At 68.1% G+C, this 18,340-nt stretch carries 16 protein-coding genes; 9 read left to right on the top strand and 7 right to left on the bottom strand.

Going from position 1 to position 18,340, the window contains the following annotated elements:
• The 7 genes from ACTF4R_RS21115 to ACTF4R_RS21085 form a co-directional block, all read right to left on the bottom strand.
• On the bottom strand, nucleotides 1–333 hold a 333-nt coding region (locus ACTF4R_RS21115), incomplete at its 3' end, for a DUF7344 domain-containing protein (RefSeq protein ID WP_440010618.1).
• Between the two features lie 172 nt (nucleotides 334–505).
• Nucleotides 506–679: a hypothetical protein gene (locus tag ACTF4R_RS21110; RefSeq protein WP_440010616.1), complete on the bottom strand. Its 174-nt coding sequence runs from the start codon at nucleotides 677–679 to the stop codon at nucleotides 506–508.
• A gap of 3 nt (nucleotides 680–682) precedes the next feature.
• Complete coding sequence (locus ACTF4R_RS21105) at nucleotides 683–1,597, bottom strand: glycosyltransferase family 2 protein (RefSeq protein ID WP_440010613.1); 915 nt, start codon at nucleotides 1,595–1,597, stop codon at nucleotides 683–685.
• Between the two features lie 188 nt (nucleotides 1,598–1,785).
• A complete protein-coding gene (locus ACTF4R_RS21100; RefSeq protein ID WP_440010611.1) occupies nucleotides 1,786–2,481 on the bottom strand; it encodes a DUF7519 family protein in 696 nt (231 codons plus the stop codon).
• Nucleotides 2,478–3,755 (bottom strand): DUF58 domain-containing protein, encoded by a 1,278-nt coding sequence (locus ACTF4R_RS21095; protein ID WP_440010609.1) that lies wholly within the window; start codon nucleotides 3,753–3,755, stop codon nucleotides 2,478–2,480. The genes ACTF4R_RS21100 and ACTF4R_RS21095 overlap by 4 nt, the downstream gene beginning before the upstream one ends.
• A complete protein-coding gene (locus ACTF4R_RS21090) occupies nucleotides 3,752–4,342 on the bottom strand; it encodes a DUF7269 family protein (protein ID WP_440010607.1) in 591 nt (196 codons plus the stop codon). The genes ACTF4R_RS21095 and ACTF4R_RS21090 overlap by 4 nt, the downstream gene beginning before the upstream one ends.
• Nucleotides 4,339–5,052: a DUF4129 domain-containing protein gene (locus tag ACTF4R_RS21085; RefSeq protein WP_440010606.1), complete on the bottom strand. Its 714-nt coding sequence runs from the start codon at nucleotides 5,050–5,052 to the stop codon at nucleotides 4,339–4,341. Before ACTF4R_RS21085 ends, ACTF4R_RS21090 begins: the two co-directional genes overlap by 4 nt.
• A 271-nt stretch (nucleotides 5,053–5,323) precedes the next feature.
• Between ACTF4R_RS21085 and ACTF4R_RS21080 the strand changes: the two genes are divergently transcribed.
• The 9 genes from ACTF4R_RS21080 (at nucleotide 5,324) to ACTF4R_RS21040 (ending at nucleotide 18,303) form a co-directional block, all read left to right on the top strand.
• A complete protein-coding gene (locus ACTF4R_RS21080) occupies nucleotides 5,324–6,577 on the top strand; it encodes a glycosyltransferase (protein ID WP_440010603.1) in 1,254 nt (417 codons plus the stop codon).
• A 275-nt stretch (nucleotides 6,578–6,852) separates the two neighbouring features.
• The gene (locus tag ACTF4R_RS21075) at nucleotides 6,853–8,433 is read left to right on the top strand and encodes a right-handed parallel beta-helix repeat-containing protein (RefSeq protein ID WP_440010602.1); all 1,581 of its coding nucleotides are present in this window, start codon (nucleotides 6,853–6,855) and stop codon (nucleotides 8,431–8,433) included.
• 143 nt (nucleotides 8,434–8,576) lie between these two features.
• The gene (locus ACTF4R_RS21070) at nucleotides 8,577–11,030 is read left to right on the top strand and encodes a flippase (RefSeq protein WP_440010600.1); all 2,454 of its coding nucleotides are present in this window, start codon (nucleotides 8,577–8,579) and stop codon (nucleotides 11,028–11,030) included.
• A gap of 103 nt (nucleotides 11,031–11,133) precedes the next feature.
• Nucleotides 11,134–12,456, top strand: a complete 1,323-nt coding sequence (gene hisS, locus ACTF4R_RS21065; RefSeq protein ID WP_440010598.1) for a histidine--tRNA ligase — start codon at nucleotides 11,134–11,136, stop codon at nucleotides 12,454–12,456.
• A 238-nt stretch (nucleotides 12,457–12,694) separates the two neighbouring features.
• Nucleotides 12,695–13,270: a hypothetical protein gene (locus tag ACTF4R_RS21060; RefSeq protein ID WP_440010596.1), complete on the top strand. Its 576-nt coding sequence runs from the start codon at nucleotides 12,695–12,697 to the stop codon at nucleotides 13,268–13,270.
• A 76-nt stretch (nucleotides 13,271–13,346) separates the two neighbouring features.
• A complete protein-coding gene (locus ACTF4R_RS21055) occupies nucleotides 13,347–14,405 on the top strand; it encodes a TIGR00341 family protein (protein ID WP_440010594.1) in 1,059 nt (352 codons plus the stop codon).
• Nucleotides 14,402–15,520, top strand: a complete 1,119-nt coding sequence (locus tag ACTF4R_RS21050; protein ID WP_440010592.1) for a DUF7972 family membrane protein — start codon at nucleotides 14,402–14,404, stop codon at nucleotides 15,518–15,520. The genes ACTF4R_RS21055 and ACTF4R_RS21050 overlap by 4 nt, the downstream gene beginning before the upstream one ends.
• A gap of 131 nt (nucleotides 15,521–15,651) precedes the next feature.
• Nucleotides 15,652–16,617 carry a WD40/YVTN/BNR-like repeat-containing protein gene (locus ACTF4R_RS21045; RefSeq protein WP_440010590.1) on the top strand — a complete coding sequence of 322 codons (966 nt, stop codon included), beginning with the start codon at nucleotides 15,652–15,654 and terminating at the stop codon, nucleotides 16,615–16,617.
• A gap of 156 nt (nucleotides 16,618–16,773) precedes the next feature.
• On the top strand, nucleotides 16,774–18,303 hold the full coding sequence (locus ACTF4R_RS21040; protein WP_440010588.1) for a permease: 1,530 nt from the start codon (nucleotides 16,774–16,776) through the stop codon (nucleotides 18,301–18,303).
• The last annotated feature ends 37 nt before the right edge of the window (nucleotides 18,304–18,340 follow it).

The raw sequence follows: 18,340 nt of genomic DNA, 5'->3' as shown, positions 1-18,340 counted from the left end.
CCCTCGTTCGACGATGCCCCGGCTCTGGTTGTAGTCGATGACGCCCTCCTCGTCGAGTTTCGGGAGGTGAGACTGGTAGAGAGCGATGTACACGCGCTGGCGCTCGTCGGAGGAGAGGGCAGCCACCGTCGTGTCGTTCTCCCACGCCGCCACCTGCTCGGCCAGCGCCCGCATCTCTACGGGTCCCTCGTTGGCCTTGAGATAGCGGAGCGCGTCGCGCCGGCGCTGGGTCTGGAGGATGTGGAATATCTTGTCCTTCGGTAGTTCGGTCGGCGTTTCTTCGGAAGGCAGCTCGGGGGCGTCTTCGGAGAGAGTTTCGGTGGTGACGCTCATGACTTCTCACCAGTGGCCAGACATGCGGACATCTTAAACCGGGGAGATTCTCGCGGGTTGTTTCGAGCCGTTGCAATCCGTTTACGTCGGGCGATTGTACGGTATGAACGGACGTAAACGTCGGCTATATGACGGGAGAAATTATAATGGAGATTTCGTTCGTCGTACTGTGTCAAGAACTGTCGAACAGGGAGTGGACGATGGTGAGTGCGGTGAACGCGACGATGACCACGCCGGTCGAGGTGGCCGGTGACAGCGCGGCTAGCGGTCCGACGTTCAGCAGCGTACACCCGAACAGCAGCGTCGCCGCCATCGAGAGTCCGAGGTAGTAGTGTTCGTACCCCACGTGTCACCCGAGTCGTTTGCGGACGCCGGAGTAGACGTTCATCAGCAGTCCGGGATACTGCCGGGGCGTGGGCGGTCGCGCCGACCGCAGGTAGCGCAGGCCCGTCCGGAACTGGCCCTCGTCGATGTAGCGTCGCGCCAGGATGTAGTGGTGCGCGCCCGTCACGTCGACGCCCTGGCGTTCCAGGTGCTCGACCGTGTCGGCGAACGTCCGGCGGAAGTGCTCGTCGGCCTCGCGGACCGCGTCGGCCGACGGTTCGCCCGTCTCGTAGCGCAACAGCAGCGGTTCGTCGACGCAGGCGAGTTTCCCCTCCCTGAGGACGCGGATGAGGAACTCGGGGTCCTGGAAGCGGTCGAACGACTCGTCGAACCCACCGATTCGTTCGGCGACCTCGCGCTCGACCAGCAGGGTCGACCCGGCGCTGGTGTGGAGGTCGTCGCTGAGGACGGGGCCGATGAGTTCCTCGCCGCCCTCCGCGCCCTCGGTCTCGTTACGCCGGGAGATCAGTTCGGTCACCCACTTCACCACGGGGTGCTGGCCGTCCGGGTGGACCGTCTCGGCCTTGCAGTAGGCGGCGACCCAGTCGTCCGACCGCATCTCCAGCGTCAGCACTTGCTTTTCGAGTTTCGTCGGGAGCCAGATGTCGTCGGAGTCGAGAAACGCCACGTACTCCCCCTCGGCGCGCTCGATGCCGGTGTTGCGCGCGGCGCTCGCCCCCTGGTTCTCGTCGTGCTGGACGAACTGGACGCGGTCGTCGTCGTAGGACGCCACCACCGCAGGCGTGTCGTCCTGCGAGGCGTCGTCGACCACGATGAGTTCCAAATCTTCCAGGGTCTGGCCGAGGACGCTCTCGATAGTCCGCGGCAGCGCGTCTGCCCGGTTGTACGTCGGTACGATGACGCTCACAGTCGGGGCCATTTTTGCGTACACGTCCGTCCCCTCGGTCCTTTATTATCGACTTCCTAAGCGACGGAAGACCTGAATCCCCGAGTCCGGCACTCGAGACGGCGTTCGCCGACGGTCGCCGACCGACGCCGTCGCGCGACTCGACGGTGCTACCGGGCGTCGCGTCGACTCCGCCGAGTTCCGAACCCGCGACGGTGCCGTCACTCGTGCAGCGCGACGAGCAACAGGAGGACGGCGACGAGCACGAGCGCCAGCGACGCGAGCGACAGCCCCGAGAGACCGACGCCGCCCGCGACTCGGGCCGCCGCGATTGCGAGAACCGCGACGCCGACCGAACCGGCGACGTGGACGACCTCGACCTCGGTCGTTCCGGCCCGTCGCCCCAGATGGTCGCCCACGGAGACGGCGTGTTCGCCGGCGTCCCACGCGACGATGGCCGCCGCGCCGGCGAGCAGTAGTCCCCCGAGCGCGACGGTCTGGAACACGGCGGAGACGAGCGTCGAGAGGTAGACCAGTCCGGTCCCGGCCCGGACCAGTTCGCGGGAGCCAGTTCCCCCGACGGGCGCCAGCGCGACTCCGAGGACGAGGACGCCGAGGACGGCCGGGAGCAGGCGGAGGTGGCCGCTTAGCTGGTCGACGGCGGCGGCGGCGAGCGCGACGGCGGCCGCGCACGCCCCGATGCCGGCGACCGAGACGAACGCGCCGGGCAGGCGTCGCCCCCCGCGAACGAGACCGGTACCGGCGGCGAACGCGGCGATTCCGACGGCGGCGACGCCGAGTGCGAGCGGGGACGCGCCGAGTCGCCACGCCCCGACGAGCGCCGCTCCGACCGCGAGCGCGCTCGCCAGCCGCGTCGGCCGCCGGGCCGCGGTGACGCGGCTTCCTGGGGTGCTCACGCCGACTCCACCTCCTGGGGTCGGTCGAGCAGCGCCGCGACCAGCGGCGTGTCCGTCTGCCACTCTACGACCGGGAGGCCGGCCGACCGGAGCCGCGACACGCGGTTCCGGCGCTCGACGGCGGCGAGGCGCTGGCCGACGCTGTCGTCGCCCGTCACGTCCACGCTGACGGCGCTCACGCGGTGACCGTGGGCGTCGAGGTGGCGGGCCGCATCGACGACGTCGTCGTCGAGCAGCGGCGAGAGCAGCAGGACCTGCGCACCGTCGGGGAGGCGTCCGCGGAGCTGTTCGATCTGGGCATCCAGGTCGACGCGCTCGCGGTCGCGCCGCTCGTCGACGTCGTCCGGCGGCGTCGAGGTGAACGCGGGATGGGTGGCGAGCAGGTGCCGGGCTTCGACGCGGTGGTCACGGCCCGCGCCCGGGGCCAGCCAGCAGGACTCGCGGCCGACGGCGGCGAGACCGACCAGGTTGCGGTTCCGATGCAGCGAACCGAGCAGCTGTTCGGCCGCCGAGACGCCGTGGGCGACCGCGTGTGGTCCGTCCCCGGCGGCGCGGTAGGCGCTCGGGCGAGCGTCGACGAGCAGGACGACCGTCGCGGCCTCGTCGGAGCGGTACTCGACGGTCGTCAGCTCGCCGGTGCGGGCGTAGCGGTTCCAGTCGATGCGGCTCATCGCGTCGCCGGGGCGGTACTCGCGCGTCCGGGAGAACTCGACGCCGCTGGCACCCCGGTCGGCGACGACGCTCCCCACGTCGTCGAGCGTCTGGTCGCGCAGCGGACCGTCGGCGTCGGCCGTGGTGCAGTCTATCTCGGTGTCGACCGCGACGCTCGTCTCGACCTCGTGCGCGCCGCTCAGGTCCCGGGCGACGACCGTCGTCGGCTCGAAGGAGTGTCGACCGTGCTTGGCGGTCACGCGGTACGTGAAACTGACCGAGCGACCGGGCCACAGGACCGTCCCCGTCCGCGGAGAGCCACCGGTGACTGCCAGTAGCGCGGGAACGCCGTCGACGACGCGGACGTCCGGCAGGACCCCGCCCTCGTTCGTCACGGTGACGGTCACCGTCACCTCGTCGCCAGGTCGCGGGTTCGCGTCGCTCAGCCGCCGCTCGACGCGAACGTCGGGGTCCGGCGTCCTCGCGAGACGGGGATAGGCCGCGAACGCGACCCCGAGAACGGCCACGAGCAGGAGTCCGGGACGGTCGGCGACGAGCGCAGTCGCGCTCGCCGCGAGCGCGAGGCCGACGACGCCGCGCCAGCGGTTCGTCTCGGTCGTCACGTCCACTCCCCCCGCTCCGCGATGGCTTCGGCCGTCCGGCGAGCGCAGCGCTCGTGCCACGTCTCGCCCGCCAGCAGCGCCGCCGCGCGACCGACCGCCCGGCTCACCACACCCGCCTCGTTCGCCACGGTACCGAGATACGCCGCGACCAGGGGGTCGTCGGTCCACTCGCCGGTCGCGACGAGTTTGCGGGCGACCTCGCGCGAGCAGTTCCGCTCGCGGCTGACTGTCGCGACGGCGGTCGCCTCGAGTCGCTCGCGGACGGCCGCGCGACGCCTGCGGCCGACCAGCGGGAGTCGGAACCGCCAGGAGTCGAGCGCCGCGTCGAACTCCCGGCCCGGCGGCGGGACGCTGGTCGGTTCCTCCGGCGTCGGCATCGCCGCCTGTTCGACGTTGCTCGCGCGTCCGGTGACCAGCGCGGCCGTCGCGACCACCAGGCCGACGACGGCGATGGCGGCCACGAGGACGTAGTCGTTGGCGACGGCGTCGACGACCGTCCGGAGCGGAATCGCGACGGCGACGCCGCCGACGGCGATGCCGAGCGCGACCGCACCGGCCAGTCCGAACAGGACGCGCCGGCGGTTCATCCGGCCACCTCCTCGGCGCTCCGTCGGGCCCTGTTCGCCCGGTCGTCGGTCACCGGCGCGCCGCCGTACCGTACCGCCTCGAACGTCCGGGTCAGCGCCGCGACGGCGTCGTCGTCGGCGCCCGCCGCGACGGCCGCGTCGGCGCATTCGCGGGGGGTCTTGGTCCGGGCGTCCTCGACGCCGACGGCGTCGACCATCGCCCACCACGCTCGCTCGACCTCGTTCGACGGATCGGGGGCAGTCGGCCGGTCGGACGTCGCACCGTCCGCGTCGGCGGTCGACGCGAGCAGTCGGCCGCGAATTCGGACGCCGACGACCACGCCGGCGGCGAACGCGACCAGCGCCAGCGCCAGCCGCAGCTGTTCCAGCAGCCACCGCAGGAGCGCTATCAGGTCGTCGAGGAGCGAGGAGACGCTCGACCGTCGCTGCCGGTTCGCGTTCGCGCTGGCGCTCGCGCTGTCCTGCTGGTCGGCGCTGGCGCTGCTGTCCCGGTCGTCCGACCCGGCGCTCGCCGCCTGGGACTGCTTCGACTGGGCCTGCCGCTTCAGATCGCCCGCCGTGTCCGGCTCGATGGGCAGCGGCTGTTCGTCGGCGTCGACGACCTCGTCCGGGTCGGTCGACACCGACGACCCGAGCGTCGATGCGGCAGTTCCGAGCGCGAAGACGCAACACAGGGCGATGCCGACCGTGAGGAGTCCGTCCGTGTTCATGCCGTGTTCGCCGTCGCGTCGGCGGCGAGTTCACCCCCTAACACGCGACTATCGTTGGTACTCTACGGATTAATTATAAGCCGCGTAAAGCGCCAGTAAGCTCCACACTGCCGCCGTCAGGCGGTCGCTTCCCGACCTCCGGCGGACCCTGGGCGCCGGGGAAGACCCCAGCCGACCGGCGCGATGACCGGCGAGCACGCGGTCGGCCTGGGTTCGCGGCCGCGGCGTTATACACCCGATAATAAACACCGGCGGTTGCCAACGGTCCAGTATGTCGAGCGACACGCGAACCCGGGCCGACGATCCCCTGGACTTCGGGAACGTGCCACGGGACCACGACCTGGACGCGCTCTCGGACCGGAACTTGCTCGTCGTCTCCCACAGCTACAACCACTTCGTCAAGGGCCAGGTGGACGTACTCGCCGACTACTTCGAGGAGGTGTACGTCCTCGTCCGCTACAACCGGTTCGCCGACGTCTCCGAGTATCTCCCCATCGACTACGCCAAGCCGTTCAGCCGGAGTGCGAAGATAAACCGCGAGAACAAACCCGACAACGTCACCGTCGTCAGCACGCCGCTGCTCTATCTCCCGCTCGACCTCCATCGGCGGTTCCTCGGCGACCAGCACGCCCGACGGGCGAAGAAGGTCCTCGACGACCTCCCCGTCGAGTTCGACCTGATACACTGTCACATGACCTGGACCGCGGGCTACGTCGGCAGCGTCCTCAAGCACGAACTCGACGTCCCGTTCCTGCTCACTGTCCACGAGAACCGCGAGCTGTTCGTCGACCAGCTAGAGTCGAGCAACGACAAGATAGACCGCACCTGGCGAGACGCCGACGCCATCATCCGGGTCAACCGCCGCGACAACGCCGCGCTCCAGCAGTTCAACGACGACGTCTACTACGTTCCCAACGGGTTCAGCACGGACCGCATCCGGCGCGTCCCGAAGCGCGAAGCCAGGGCGGAACTCGGCGTCGACCCCGACGAGAACCTGCTGTTCGCGCTCGGTCACCTGAAGGAACGCAAGGGGTTCCACCACCTCATCGACGTGCTCCCGGACGTCGTCGAGCGAGCAGGGGACGTGACCTGCGCTATCGGCGGCCACGGCGGCATGCGCGGCCAGCTGGAGGAGCAGATCGAGGAGCTGGGGCTCGAAGACAACGTTCACCTGCTCGGGTACGTCGACACCGACGACCTCAAACACTGGCTGAGCGCCTGCGACGCGTTCGTTCTGCCGAGCTACAGCGAGAGCTTCGGCCTCGTCCAGCTGGAGGCGATGGCCTGCGGGTCGCCGGTCGTCTCGACGTACAACGGCGGTAGCGAAGAAGTCGTCACCTCCGAGGAGTACGGCTTCCTCGTGGACAGTCCGGAAGACCACGCCGACCTCGCGGACGCCATCGTCCGGGCGCTCGGCGAGGACTGGGACCGCGACGCCATCGAGGCCCACGCCGCGCAGTTCACCTGGGAGCGAGTCTGCGTGGACGTCGCCCACCTCTACGCCGAAGCGCTCGAATCGTACTGACCCGTCGAGACCGGAGCCCTCCGCGGGTTCCGTACTGCTGGAGCAAAGCAGACGTTTTCTGACACTGAGCGATTTTTTACCTTTCTCGCCGCGCCGTAGCGCGTGCTTTCACCCCGTCTAAACTTAAAGGGTGGACAGGTTAATGCACAGACTTTGGCAGGGTTGTCATGATAGATATCTCTGTTGGCCGTCACGTACGAGGAAGTGCGGATTCCTCGATACACACCGATACGCGTCAGTCATGTGATGGCTATCAGAACACGCTACGATCCAGAATGAAACGGACAATCGACACACTCGGAGAAGGTGACGATGGGCAGTCGAACTCGAAGCGGCGAACGTTCTTGAAAGGCGTCAGCGCCGCCGGGCTGTGCGCCGCCGCCTCTCGGGGAATGACGGGGCGCGCGAGCGCCGGCTGGTCCAGCCCGTATCTCGACGACTACAGTACGGTCGTGAACATGGTCGAGGACGCGGGCGCGGACCCGAACGGCAACGAGCCCATCAACCCGCAGCTGGAGGAGTACGCCGGTGACGACACGATACTGGTGTTCCCGCCGGGACGCTACCGGATGAACCGCCAGTTCCGATTCACCGGGTTCGACAACTTCGGCATCATCGGCCAGTGGAACGTTACGCTCGTTCCCGACAACTACCACGACTTCGACGACGGCGACGACTGGAACCACAAACTGTTCCGCCTCGGCATCTCCTACAACCCCGGTCGCGAACTCCTGTTCAAGAACATCCACGTCGACATGACCGCCGACGACACCGGCGTTCGCGTGCTCGAAGCGGCCATCAGCGACGACATGTTCGTCGACAACGTCAAGATTCACGGCCGTCACGACAGCGGTGCGTGGGGACCGGGACGGTTCGTCATGACGGACCCCGACGGCAGCGGTCGCGTACGGAACTTCCGCGCACCCCGCGGAGGCAACTGGACGTCCAACGCGCCGGCCGACGAACTCTGGCGCGGCCCCACCGGTATCCTCTGTAACACCAACAAGGGCACGATGACCTTCGAGGACTGTGAACTCGGCGACTTCCCGGACAACGGACTCTACGCTGCCGACGGCTCCGGTCAGGTCATCGTCGACGGCGGCACGTACAAGAACAGCCAGACCGCTGGCATCCGCATCGGCGGCGAGGACAGCATCGTCCGGAACGCGACCGCCATCGTCGACGACGCCCGCGGCTGGGGTAACCAGCACGCCATCCGCGTCGAGAACAGCAACTACGTCCGAGTCCAGAACTGTGACATCCGCGTCACCGATCCGAACGGCGAGGCCATCAAGACGTTCGGCGTCGGCGCGTTCCTGCTTGAGAACTCGCGAATCCGGACCAGCGGGGGCGACGTCGTTCACGGTCTCCTCATCAGCGACAACACCGACTTCGCTCGCATCAAACACACCACGTTCGAGCACGAAGCGCCGGGCGGCTTCTCGCTCTGGGCGCAGTCCGGCGCGGACGACGTACACGTCGAGAACTGCACGTTCGTCGGCGACGGCGGCCACGAGAGTGCGCGGGCGGCCATCCGGACCGACCGCGACGGCAGCGTCTTCCGCGACCTGAACGTCGACCAGCGGGGCTCCAGTCGTCGCCGGGCCATCGAGGTACACGGAAACGACTGCACGCTCGTCGGCGGCAAGTATCTGGGGAACGAGCGGGCGCTCATCAACCACGGTGACGACACCTGGGTCGAGAACGTCTACGCCGACGCCGCTCCGCCGAACGAGGCCGTCCTCCTCTACGACACTGGTCACGGCGTGTACATCAAGAAGAGCACCATCGCCGGCGGCATCGAGAACCGCGGCTCCGAGGACCTCAAACTCTGGGCCAACGACTGGTCCGCCTGATTCTCGGCATTTATTCGCGCGTGCGGCGTTCTCGCCTGCGAACTCGTCCCAGTCTAGTCGGTGTATAATAAAGCCTACGTAGAGATAACTGGGGAGCGAGTGTCGCCCCAACGAGAGTCCCGCAGGTCGCCGGTGGTGATCCAGTGCAGCGTAGCATTCTGAGTGGGGTCCTCTCGGTCGCCAGCACGAAGGTCCTCACACTGGTCATCGGCGTCCTGACGACGCCCATCCTCTACCGACTACTGGGACCGACGGGTATCGGCATCTACACCACCGTCCTCTCGGTGTTCTCTCTGTTCATGATTCTCGTGAGCTCCGGCGTGAGCGACGGCGTCCGGAAGTTCATCGCGGAGGACCGCGCGATAGCCGACTGGGAGTCCCACGTCGTCGGCTTCTACTTCCGGTTGGCGCTGGTGCTGGCGGTCGCGGGGTCGGCCCTGCTGGCGCTAGCTGCGTGGAGCGGTCTCGTCGCCGCGACGCTCGGCGACGAGTTCGAGGTGTACTTCTACGTCCTCGCTGTGCTCGTGGTGACCGACCAGTTCCGGGAGTACGCCCGCAAGACGCTGATGGGGTTCGGTCTCGAACGCTACTCCGAGCCGCTGAAGGTCGTCCAGAAGGTGGCGTTCGTCGGCGTCGCTATCCCCCTCGTCTACTTCGACTTCGGCGTCGCCGGTGCGCTCGCGGGGAAGATAGCCGCGGGCACCGCCGTGGCCGTCGTCGGCCTCGTGCTCGTCAGCCGGCAGGGGTCGCTCGGTCGCATCTTCGAGTCGACGCCCTCGCGGTTCCCGCGCCGCCAGATGCTGACGTTCAACTCGCTGTCCATCGTCCTCATCCTCTTCCTGATGTCGCTGTACAAGATAGACATCCTGATGCTCCAGCTCTCGCTGGAGGACGCCAGCAAACAGGTCGGCTACTACCGCGGCGCGCTGGAGCTGGCGGAGTTCCTCTGGTTCGTCCCGCTGGCGCTCCAGACGGTGTTCGTCCACTCCACGTCGGAGCTGTGGTCGAACGACCGCACGGAGAAGATATCGAAGCTCACCGCTCGCACGACGCGGTACACGTTCCTGCTGACGGGCGTGATGGCGCTCGGGCTGGCCGCGCTGGCGGAGGTCGCCGTCCCGGTGTATCTCGGTGCCGAGTTCCTGCCGGCGGTGACGCCGCTCATCCTCCTGCTACCGGGCGCGCTCGGGTTCGCCGTCGCCCGTCCCATCCTCGCCATCAGCCAGGGGAAAGGCGACCTGAAGTCCCCGATCATCGCTACCGGCACGGCGGCGGGCATCAACTTCGGACTGAACGCCCTGCTCATCCCCCGCTACGGGATGCACGGCGCGGCGGTCGCGACGAGCGTCGGCTACGGCTCGATGTTCCTGTTGCATCTCTGGAGCGCGCGGCGGGTCGGCTTCGACCCCCTCTCGGACGCTCGCCTGGGCCGCGTCGCCGCGACGACGGCGCTGGCAGCGGTGCCCATCTTCGCCCTCGCGCGGCTGGTCGACCTGCACGTCGTCGTCGCCGGCGTCAGCGTCCCGCTCTCGCTCGTCGTGGTCCCGCCGCTTGGCCTCGGTGTCTACCTCTTCTTCGCGTTCGCGACCGGGGCACTCGGCGTCTGTGAAGTGCTCCGAACGCTCTCTAACTTCCCAGCACCGGTCGGCTCGCACGCCGAAACGCTCCGACGATACGTCAAAAACATGTCAATAGAACCCGGAACCGACTCGATACAGAAACTGCTGGTCGTCGCCGGCATTCTGCTGTTCGTCGCCGGCGTTGGCTTCGCGTTCCTCGACCCCGGCATCGGGCTCGGCGGATTCGACGGCGACGGAGGCCCCGAACAGCCGACGACCGACCCCGGCCCGACGACGGATCAGCCCACGTCGTCGCCCGGCGAAACGACCTCGACCACGTCGGCCGAAGAGACGACACCCCCCGAAGAGACGACGGAACCACCGGATAGCTCGACGCCACCCGACACGTCGACCACGCCGCCCGACACCACCACGAGTCCGCCGACCACCACGACTACCACGACGTCTCCCCCAACGACCACGACCACCACGACCTCACCGCCGACGACGACGACCACCACCACGACGACCCCGCCCACGACCACAACCACGACGAGCACGACGGCCACTACCACGACGACTACGACGACGACCACCACGACCACGAATACGTCGACGACCACCGGCGGCACGACCGCCGGAACGACCACGAACGCGTTCACCGACACGACGATTCCACCCCCGACGACGACCACGACACAGACCGACGGTTTCTCTCTTTTCTCTGCTTCGACCACGACCGAAGCGACGACTGCGACTCCGACCACGACGGTAGACACCACCACGAGCACGTCGACCACTGCGACGACGAACACGCCGACGACCGGAACGTCGACGCCCACCACGACCACGTCGACGACCAGTACGCCGACTACTGCGACGACCACCGATACGGTCGCCGCTACGACGACAGAGACGACGACGACGAACGCCACGACCGCGAACGAATCGACCGAGACGGCCACGACGACCACGACCGACGGCGGTTTCTTCGCGTTCGGCGAGCGCGCGTCGGAGAGCGAGCGCGCCCGCGCGTGACGTGTCTCTCCCATCGGCGTCTCAGACCGGTCCGGGCGACGGCGGCGAACGCGACTCCGACGAGATAGCCAGAAGTAAATCGTTCGCCTTCGAATCCGGGAACATGGACGACTTCGACAGTCTCAAGGGTTTTTACGACCGGTACCCGGAGGAGTGGGCCGCCTGGCGCGAGGTCATCGACACCGTCGAGGAGACGGCCCGGGAGTTCGGCTTCCGGGAGATAGACGCACCGAGCGTGGAGCCGACCGACCTCTTCCGGGTGAAATCCGGCGAAGAGATCGTCGAGCAGACGTACAGTTTCGAGGACAAGGGCGGCCGCGAGGTCACGCTGCTCCCCGAGCAGACGCCGACGCGCGCTCGACTCGTCCAGAAGCGCAAGGACCTCGGGACGCCTATCAAGTGGTTCGACACCAGCAAACGGTGGCGCTACGAGGCGGTCCAGAAGGGCCGCGACCGCGAGTTCTTCCAGACCGACGTCGACATCTTCGGCGTCGAGAGCGTCGAAGCCGACGCCGAAATCATCGCCTGCGCCGCGACCGTCTTCGAGAAGCTCGGCGTCGACGACCACGTCGAGTTCAAACTGAACGACCGCCAGTTGCTCGACGCCCTGCTGGAGTCGCTGCACGTCGGCGAGGACGACGACGCGCCCGACGAGACTCGCGAGGAAGTGATGCGCATCGTCGACAAGAAAGAGAAGATAAGCCGCGAGGAGTTCCTCGGCCAGCTCCAGGCCGAGGGCCTCGACCGCGCGACCGCGGAGGAGATAGACGAGATAACCGCTATCAGCGGTCCCATCGAGGAGTCGCTCGTCGAACTCTCGGCGAAAGCGCCGGACGACGAGCGAGCCGAGACGGCCGTCGAGCGCATGCACGACCTCCACGACGCGCTGGCGGGCTACGGCGTCGCCGACGCCTGCACGCTCGACCTCTCCATCGTCCGCGGGATGGACTACTACACGGGCCTCGTCTTCGAGGCGTTCGCCACGAACAGGGACCTGCGCTCGCTGTTCGGCGGCGGACGCTACGACGGACTCATCGGCGAGTTCGGCGACCAGGAGGTGCCTGCGGTCGGCTTCGGCTTCGGTTACTCGACGACGACGCTGCTGCTCGAAGAGACGGGTAACTGGCCGACGGAGGCGCTCTCGACGGACGCGTACGTGCTCGCCGTCTCCGACTCGGTTCGCGAGATCGGCCTGGAGTACGCGATGGACCTCCGTCGCGAGGGGTTCGAGGTCGAGACGGACCTCACGAGTCGCAGCGTCGGCGAGCAGTTCGGATACGCCGACCGAATCAACGCGAGTTACGTGCTCGTCGTCGGCGAGCGCGACCTGGAGGAGGGCGTCGTCACGGTGCAGGAGATGGAGTCCGGCGAAGAGGAGCAGGTCCCCCGCGACGAAGCGGTCGAGTATCTCCGCGACCGACTGTAGCTCCCGGGTACTCGCAGTCCGGAGTAGCGGTTAGTGTCAGTGTCTCGTTGCGACGAACGTCGATACGTCTTGCGTCCTTTACTGCAGTTTAGTCGCTGGAAAATAATATTATTTTCATACTCTCGAAGCTTTCTTAAATATACAAATGCAATATATGTCATACGCCAGCCCGGACGACGTGCTCTCCCGCGAGCACGGATGACTCCCGGCTGAACAGCCCGCTGCTTCTCGTTCAACTATGAAGGGACGCCACGCATTCTGTCCAAAGAGCGGCGCACAGCTCTCAGACGAGGTTCACTACGACGAGACGGGGCGCGCGCTCCGGCACGGCGTCGGTGACGACCACGCCGCCAAGACGCAACCGAACGGGGAACTCACCAACGGTGCGCTCCGATCGTCGAAGGTAGCGATCTTCAACTACTTCAGACGCTGTCACCAGCGTCATCGAGACGCCGATTCGTCGCTGTATCCGAAGGCGGCCATCGCACTGAGCCGGCTCAAGCGCGCGGCGAGCGGCGACATGGCGTGGGACATGTACGTCTGGCTCGCCCTGGGCGAACGCCTCGACCGGCGCGGGTTCGACGTCCACTGGATGAACGCGCACGTCGAGTTGCGCTGTCCGCGTTGTGGCGGCCGACTCAAGTTCGAGGAGGTAGCGTGCGACGACGTCGTCGCCACCTGCGGCACGGACTGTACGAACGACGACGGCGACCGCCTCGACGAGATTCGCCAGACGGTCGTGGACCTCTACGAGGCGGCGTTCGGTACGGACGCCCGGGACGTACCGACGACTGACGAACTCACGCTGCTGTGACGGAAGCCACCGACGGTTCACGACCGTACTGCAGACGGCACTTCGTGAAGAGGACGGGCGGGCGACGAGGGGAGCGATGGCACGCGAGGACATGAGGCTCGTGGAGGTGATGGCGATGTCGGAGAAGGCCCGCACCGAGACGGTCGCGTTCCTCGAAGAGGAGGGACTGGAGTACACCGTCTCGGACGACACCCGGGACGCGGACGCGACCGCCCGCATCTCCTTCCCGGTGTCCGCCCATCGGGTCGAGTCCGTCCAGACCGGCCTCACCGAGCGCGACATCGCGAGCGAGATATACACCGTCGTCGACAACCCGGAGACGATAGTCTCGGCGCGGTTCGACGACGGGGGCGAGGAGGCCGCCGGAGCCAGGGTAGCCAGCTACCAGCGCGTCTCGCGCAGCGAGCTCCACTCGAAAGCGGCCGACCTCATCCCGAACGCGGTCGTGTACACCATCCTGACGGCCATCAGCGCCATCGTCGCCACCGCGGGCGTGCTGCTGGAGTCGCGGTCGGTGATGGTCGGATCGATGGTCATCGCGCCCCTGCTCGGCCCGTCGATGGCGACGAGCGTCTCGACCGTCATCGACGACCGGGACCTGTTCGTGACGAGCGTTCGCTACCAGCTGACCGGCACCGCCATCGCCGTCGCGTCGGCGGTCGGGTTCGCGCTACTGGTGAGATACACCGGTGCCGGCGGGGACGGCTTCGACGTCACCGAGGTCCTGGAAGTGAGCAGCCACACCTCGCCGACGATGCTGCTCGTCGCCGTCGCGCTCTGTGCCGGCGTCGCGGGCGCGGTCTCCCTCTCGACCAGCGGGGTGACGTCGCTCGTCGGCGTGATGATAGCCGCGGCGGTGATGCCGCCGCTCGGCATCACGGGCGTCGGCGTCGCGTGGCTGCGACCGGTGGTCGTCGCCGGGTCGCTGGCGGTCGTCCTGCTCAACGTGCTCGCCATCAACCTCGGCGCGACCATCACGCTCTGGTACTTCGGCTACCACCCGCGAAACTGGTCCGACCTCCAGAAGACCCGCAGCGTCATGCTGCGGCGCACGCTCGTCGCCATCACCGTCATCGGCGCACTGGTACTGTTTCTCACCGAACTCCCCGCCAGCGGCCTCTCGATCCACGTATGACGGACGACTCAGCCGCGAGCGAGCAGGCCGACGACGGCTTCGGCGCGCTCGACCTCCTGCAGGTCGCGGGACGCCTCGTCGCGGTCGTCCTGCGGGCGCTGTTCGTCGGCGTCACCATCGCCGTCACGGTCCTCCGCAGTCGAGAGAACCGCCACCGCGCGCGGCACTGGTTCCTGCTGGAGGCCGACCGCGGGACGATAGTCGCCGGTCTCGTCGGCGGCGTGTTCGTCGCGTCGCTGGTGCTCGGGTTGACGGACGTCATCGGCGTCCGCGAGAGCGAGTTCGTGACGACGATGTTCTCGACCATCATCGCCGGGCTGTTCTCGTTCGTCCCGCTCGTCGTGACGATAAACCAGTTGACCGTCTCGCGCGTGATCGGGACGCCGGAGCGCCTGCGCGAACAGGTCGCCGACGTCAACCGGTTCCGCGACGACGTCGAGGCGATGGCGCCCGTCGACGTGAGCACCACGGACCCCGCGGGGTTCCTGTGGGTGCTCTTCCGCGCGGTCGGCGAACGCGCGACGGCGCTGGAGGCCGCCTGCGCGGACTGTCCGAGCGGGGCGGTCCGCGAGGAGGTGACCGAGTACGCGGCGTCGGTCGACGAACGCGCCGCCGCCGTCTGCGACCGGGTCGACGACGGGGGGCTGCGACTCTGGACCGTGCTGTTGCCGGTGTTGAACCACAACTACTCGGCCGACTGCAATCGCGCGCGCCGCATCCAGACGCGCGACGAACTCCCGCCGGACGCCGAGGACCTGCTGGACGACCTCCGCGAACTCTTCGTCTCCGTGGACGTGACGCGCCAGTACTTCAAATCGATGTACCTCCAGCAGGAACTGGCCCACCTCTCGCGGCTCATCGCCTACAGCGGCGTCGCCGCGTTCCTCGTCTCGACGCTGGTCATCATGATTTACGCGACCGGCTACCCGCCGATCGTCGACGAGTTCGTCCTGCTCGTGCTCGTGACGGTGACGCTGGCGATAGCGTTCAGTCCGTTCGCCATCCTGTTCGCCTACGTCGTCCGCGTCGCGACCGTCCTCAAGCGCACGTCCGCACCGGGTGCGTTCACGCCGCCCGGCGAGCGCCCGCCCCACGCCCGCGACCGATTCGACTGACTCCATCCCATCATGCCGAACGCCGACTCCAACTCGACCCCAGACGTATCGACGACGACACCGTCCGTCACGACCGCACCCGCGGCGCTGGCCGCCCACAGGTGGCTCGCGCCGCCCGCGAGCGGCCGACGATGACGGAGCGACGCGAGTTCCTCCGGACGGCCGCCGCGAGCGCCGCCGGCGTCGCGATCGCCGGCTGCGTCGACGACGACGGCGAGCAGGCGGAGTGGATCGCCGTCGCGTCGCCCGTGGAGGGCACGCTGTACGACGTCACCGCGAGCCAGGCCGGGCCGCACGCCGTCGGCGAGGACGGGCGCGTCATCGCGCGGCGGGACGGCGACTGGCAGGTCGCGGTCGCGACGGGGCCGACGGGGGCCGCGAACGCGCTCGTCGGTGCGGCCGCCTCCGACAACGGCCGCCACGTCTGGTTCGCGGGCGACAGCGGCGTCGTCGGCGTCTACGACGTCGACGACCGGAAGCTCGTCGACCACTCCGCGCCGATGGAGAAGACGAGTTCCTGGGAGGACGTCGCCGTCGTCGGCCTCGCGGACGCCGAGTGGGTGTACCTCGTCAACGGCTCCGGCGAACTGGTCCGCGGGAGCCACGCGAACGGGAAGATGGAGTGGACCGAACCGGTCGAGCCGGGGAGCGGTTCCAGCGCGACCAGCGTCGAGTTCACCGGACGCGGACTCGGCTTCGTCGCCGACACGTCGAGCAACGTCTTCCAGACCATCGACGCCGGCGAGTCGTGGCGGCGCATCGGGGTCCAGCGCGGCGGCGTGAACCTCAACGACGTCGCGCCGCTGCACACCGACGAGATAGCCGTGGTCGGCGACGACGGAGCCGTCTTCGACTACAACGGGTTCACCTGGACGCGGACGGACGCCGGCGAGGACGCGCTGCTCGCGGTCGTCCGCGACAGCAACCGCGGGCTCGCGGTCAGCGACGCCGGCGCGACGTTTCGACTGACGACGGACGGCTGGACGCGCGAGACGACGACGGCGGAGAACCCCCTGCGCGGCGTCGTCCTCAGCGGTACCGACGACCCCGCGGTCGCGGTCGGCGACGACGGAACGATACTCGAGCGTCACATTTGAAAACTTCTAGAACTAGACTAAAATTTTGAAATTAATGCAAGAATTTTTGTGCGTGAAGGTCGTACAGTCGAACGAGTGCCCGGCCCGGACGACGCGCTCCCGGACGAGTGCGGATGAACTCCCGGCCGCGAACAACCCCTTCTCCGTCGATTCACGATGACGATACTCGGTTCGCTACTGCGTGGTCTCGCGCTCGCGCTCGACATGGCGTGGGAGACGTGGTGGGCGCTCGTCCTCGGGTTCACGCTCACGGGGGCGGTCGAGGAGTTCGTCACGGAACGTCAGATGACCCGGTACCTCGGCGACGACGGCTGGCGAGAGGTCGGCCTCGGCACGCTGTTCGGAATCGCCTCCTCCAGTTGCTCCTTCTCGGCCATCGCGACGGCGAAGACGCTGTTCAAGAAGGGCGCGTCGCCGGTCGCCAGCCTCGCAGCGTTCCAGTTCGCCGCGACCGACCTCGTCGTCGAACTCGGCCTGGTGATGTGGATACTGCTCGGCTGGCAGTTCGTCGCGGCGGACTTCGTCGGCGGCGTCGTCGCCGTCGTCGTCCTCGCGTCGATCTACCGCCGGGTGCCCGACGGCTGGTTCGAACGTGCACGTGAGCACGCCCGCGCGCTCGACGGCGCGACCTGCGCCGCCTGCGGCATGGACGCCCCGCCGGACGACGAGGAGACGACCACCCTCGACGCCGACGGCGAGACGCTGTACTTCTGCTGTGGCGGCTGCGAGATGGTGTACCGCAACCGACGGGAGTCGTCCGACGCGTCAAAACCATCCGAATCGTCCGAAACGTCCAAACCGGAAAAACCGACAGAATCGACCGGCGTCGCCCGCGGGGGCGGAGGGCTCACCTCGCGGCGCGCGTGGACTCGCGCGGCCACGAGCACCGTCAAGGAGTGGGACATGCTCTGGGAGGACATCGGCGTCGGCTTCCTCGTCGCCGGTCTCGTCGCGGCGCTGGTCCCCCAGGCGTGGTGGACGACCCTGTTCAGCACGGGCGGCTCCGGGTTCACCTGGGTGCTGTCGAGCAGCGTCATCGCCGTCCTCGTCGGCGTCGCCACGTTCGTCTGCTCGGTGGGCAACATCCCGTTCGCGCTCGTGCTGTGGCAGAACGGCATCGCGTTCGGGAGCGTGCTGTCGTTCGTCTTCGCCGACCTCATCATCCCGCCGATAGTGAACGCCTACCGGCGCTACTACGGCGACCGCGTCGCGGCCGTGCTGTTCGTCGCGATGTTCGTCGCGAGCGTCGTCGCAGGCGTCACCGTCCACTACCTGTTCGCGGGACTCGGCCTCGTCCCGCCGCAGGGCCAGGTCGGCGGCACCGCGCCCGAGGGGTACACCCTCGCGCTGAACCTCCTCCTCACCCCCCTGTTCCTCGGCCAGGTGTACGTCACCTACGGCCCCGACCGCATCGGTGACGCCTTGGTCGCGTTCCCCGGCGTCGTGGGCAGCGCGTACTACGACGTCCGACTGGCGCTGGGCCACGTCGCCACCGCGGGACGCACCGTCGGCGGCGGCGTCGCGTCGCTCGCCGGCGGCGTCTGGCGCGCCGGCGGTGCGCTCCGGCGGGCCGGCGGCCACCTCGTCCGCGCGCTCGGCCACGTCGGCGAGTCGCTGCGCGGATTCGGGGCCGCGCTTCGCGACGCCGGCGACGAACTCCGCGAGGCGGTCCGGGAACTGCGGTAGGCGCTTCCGGTCGGCACTCGACGGCTCCGCCGTCGCG

This window comes from Halomicrococcus pelagicus (assembly GCF_051917725.1).
Taxonomy (GTDB): Archaea; Halobacteriota; Halobacteria; order Halobacteriales; family Haladaptataceae; genus Halomicrococcus.
Note: the sequence above shows the minus strand (reverse complement) of the source record. Positions and strands in the feature narration are given on the sequence as shown.

Coding starts and splice junctions, on each gene's coding strand:
- ACTF4R_RS21105 (WP_440010613.1), bottom strand. CDS start 1,597: ATGGCCCCGACTGTGAGCGTCATCGTACCGACGTACAACCGGGCAGAC.
- ACTF4R_RS21090 (WP_440010607.1), bottom strand. CDS start 4,342: ATGAACCGCCGGCGCGTCCTGTTCGGACTGGCCGGTGCGGTCGCGCTC.
- ACTF4R_RS21085 (WP_440010606.1), bottom strand. CDS start 5,052: ATGAACACGGACGGACTCCTCACGGTCGGCATCGCCCTGTGTTGCGTC.
- ACTF4R_RS21080 (WP_440010603.1), top strand. CDS start 5,324: ATGTCGAGCGACACGCGAACCCGGGCCGACGATCCCCTGGACTTCGGG.
- ACTF4R_RS21075 (WP_440010602.1), top strand. CDS start 6,853: ATGAAACGGACAATCGACACACTCGGAGAAGGTGACGATGGGCAGTCG.
- hisS (WP_440010598.1), top strand. CDS start 11,134: ATGGACGACTTCGACAGTCTCAAGGGTTTTTACGACCGGTACCCGGAG.
- ACTF4R_RS21060 (WP_440010596.1), top strand. CDS start 12,695: ATGAAGGGACGCCACGCATTCTGTCCAAAGAGCGGCGCACAGCTCTCA.
- ACTF4R_RS21055 (WP_440010594.1), top strand. CDS start 13,347: ATGGCACGCGAGGACATGAGGCTCGTGGAGGTGATGGCGATGTCGGAG.
- ACTF4R_RS21050 (WP_440010592.1), top strand. CDS start 14,402: ATGACGGACGACTCAGCCGCGAGCGAGCAGGCCGACGACGGCTTCGGC.
- ACTF4R_RS21045 (WP_440010590.1), top strand. CDS start 15,652: ATGACGGAGCGACGCGAGTTCCTCCGGACGGCCGCCGCGAGCGCCGCC.
- ACTF4R_RS21040 (WP_440010588.1), top strand. CDS start 16,774: ATGACGATACTCGGTTCGCTACTGCGTGGTCTCGCGCTCGCGCTCGAC.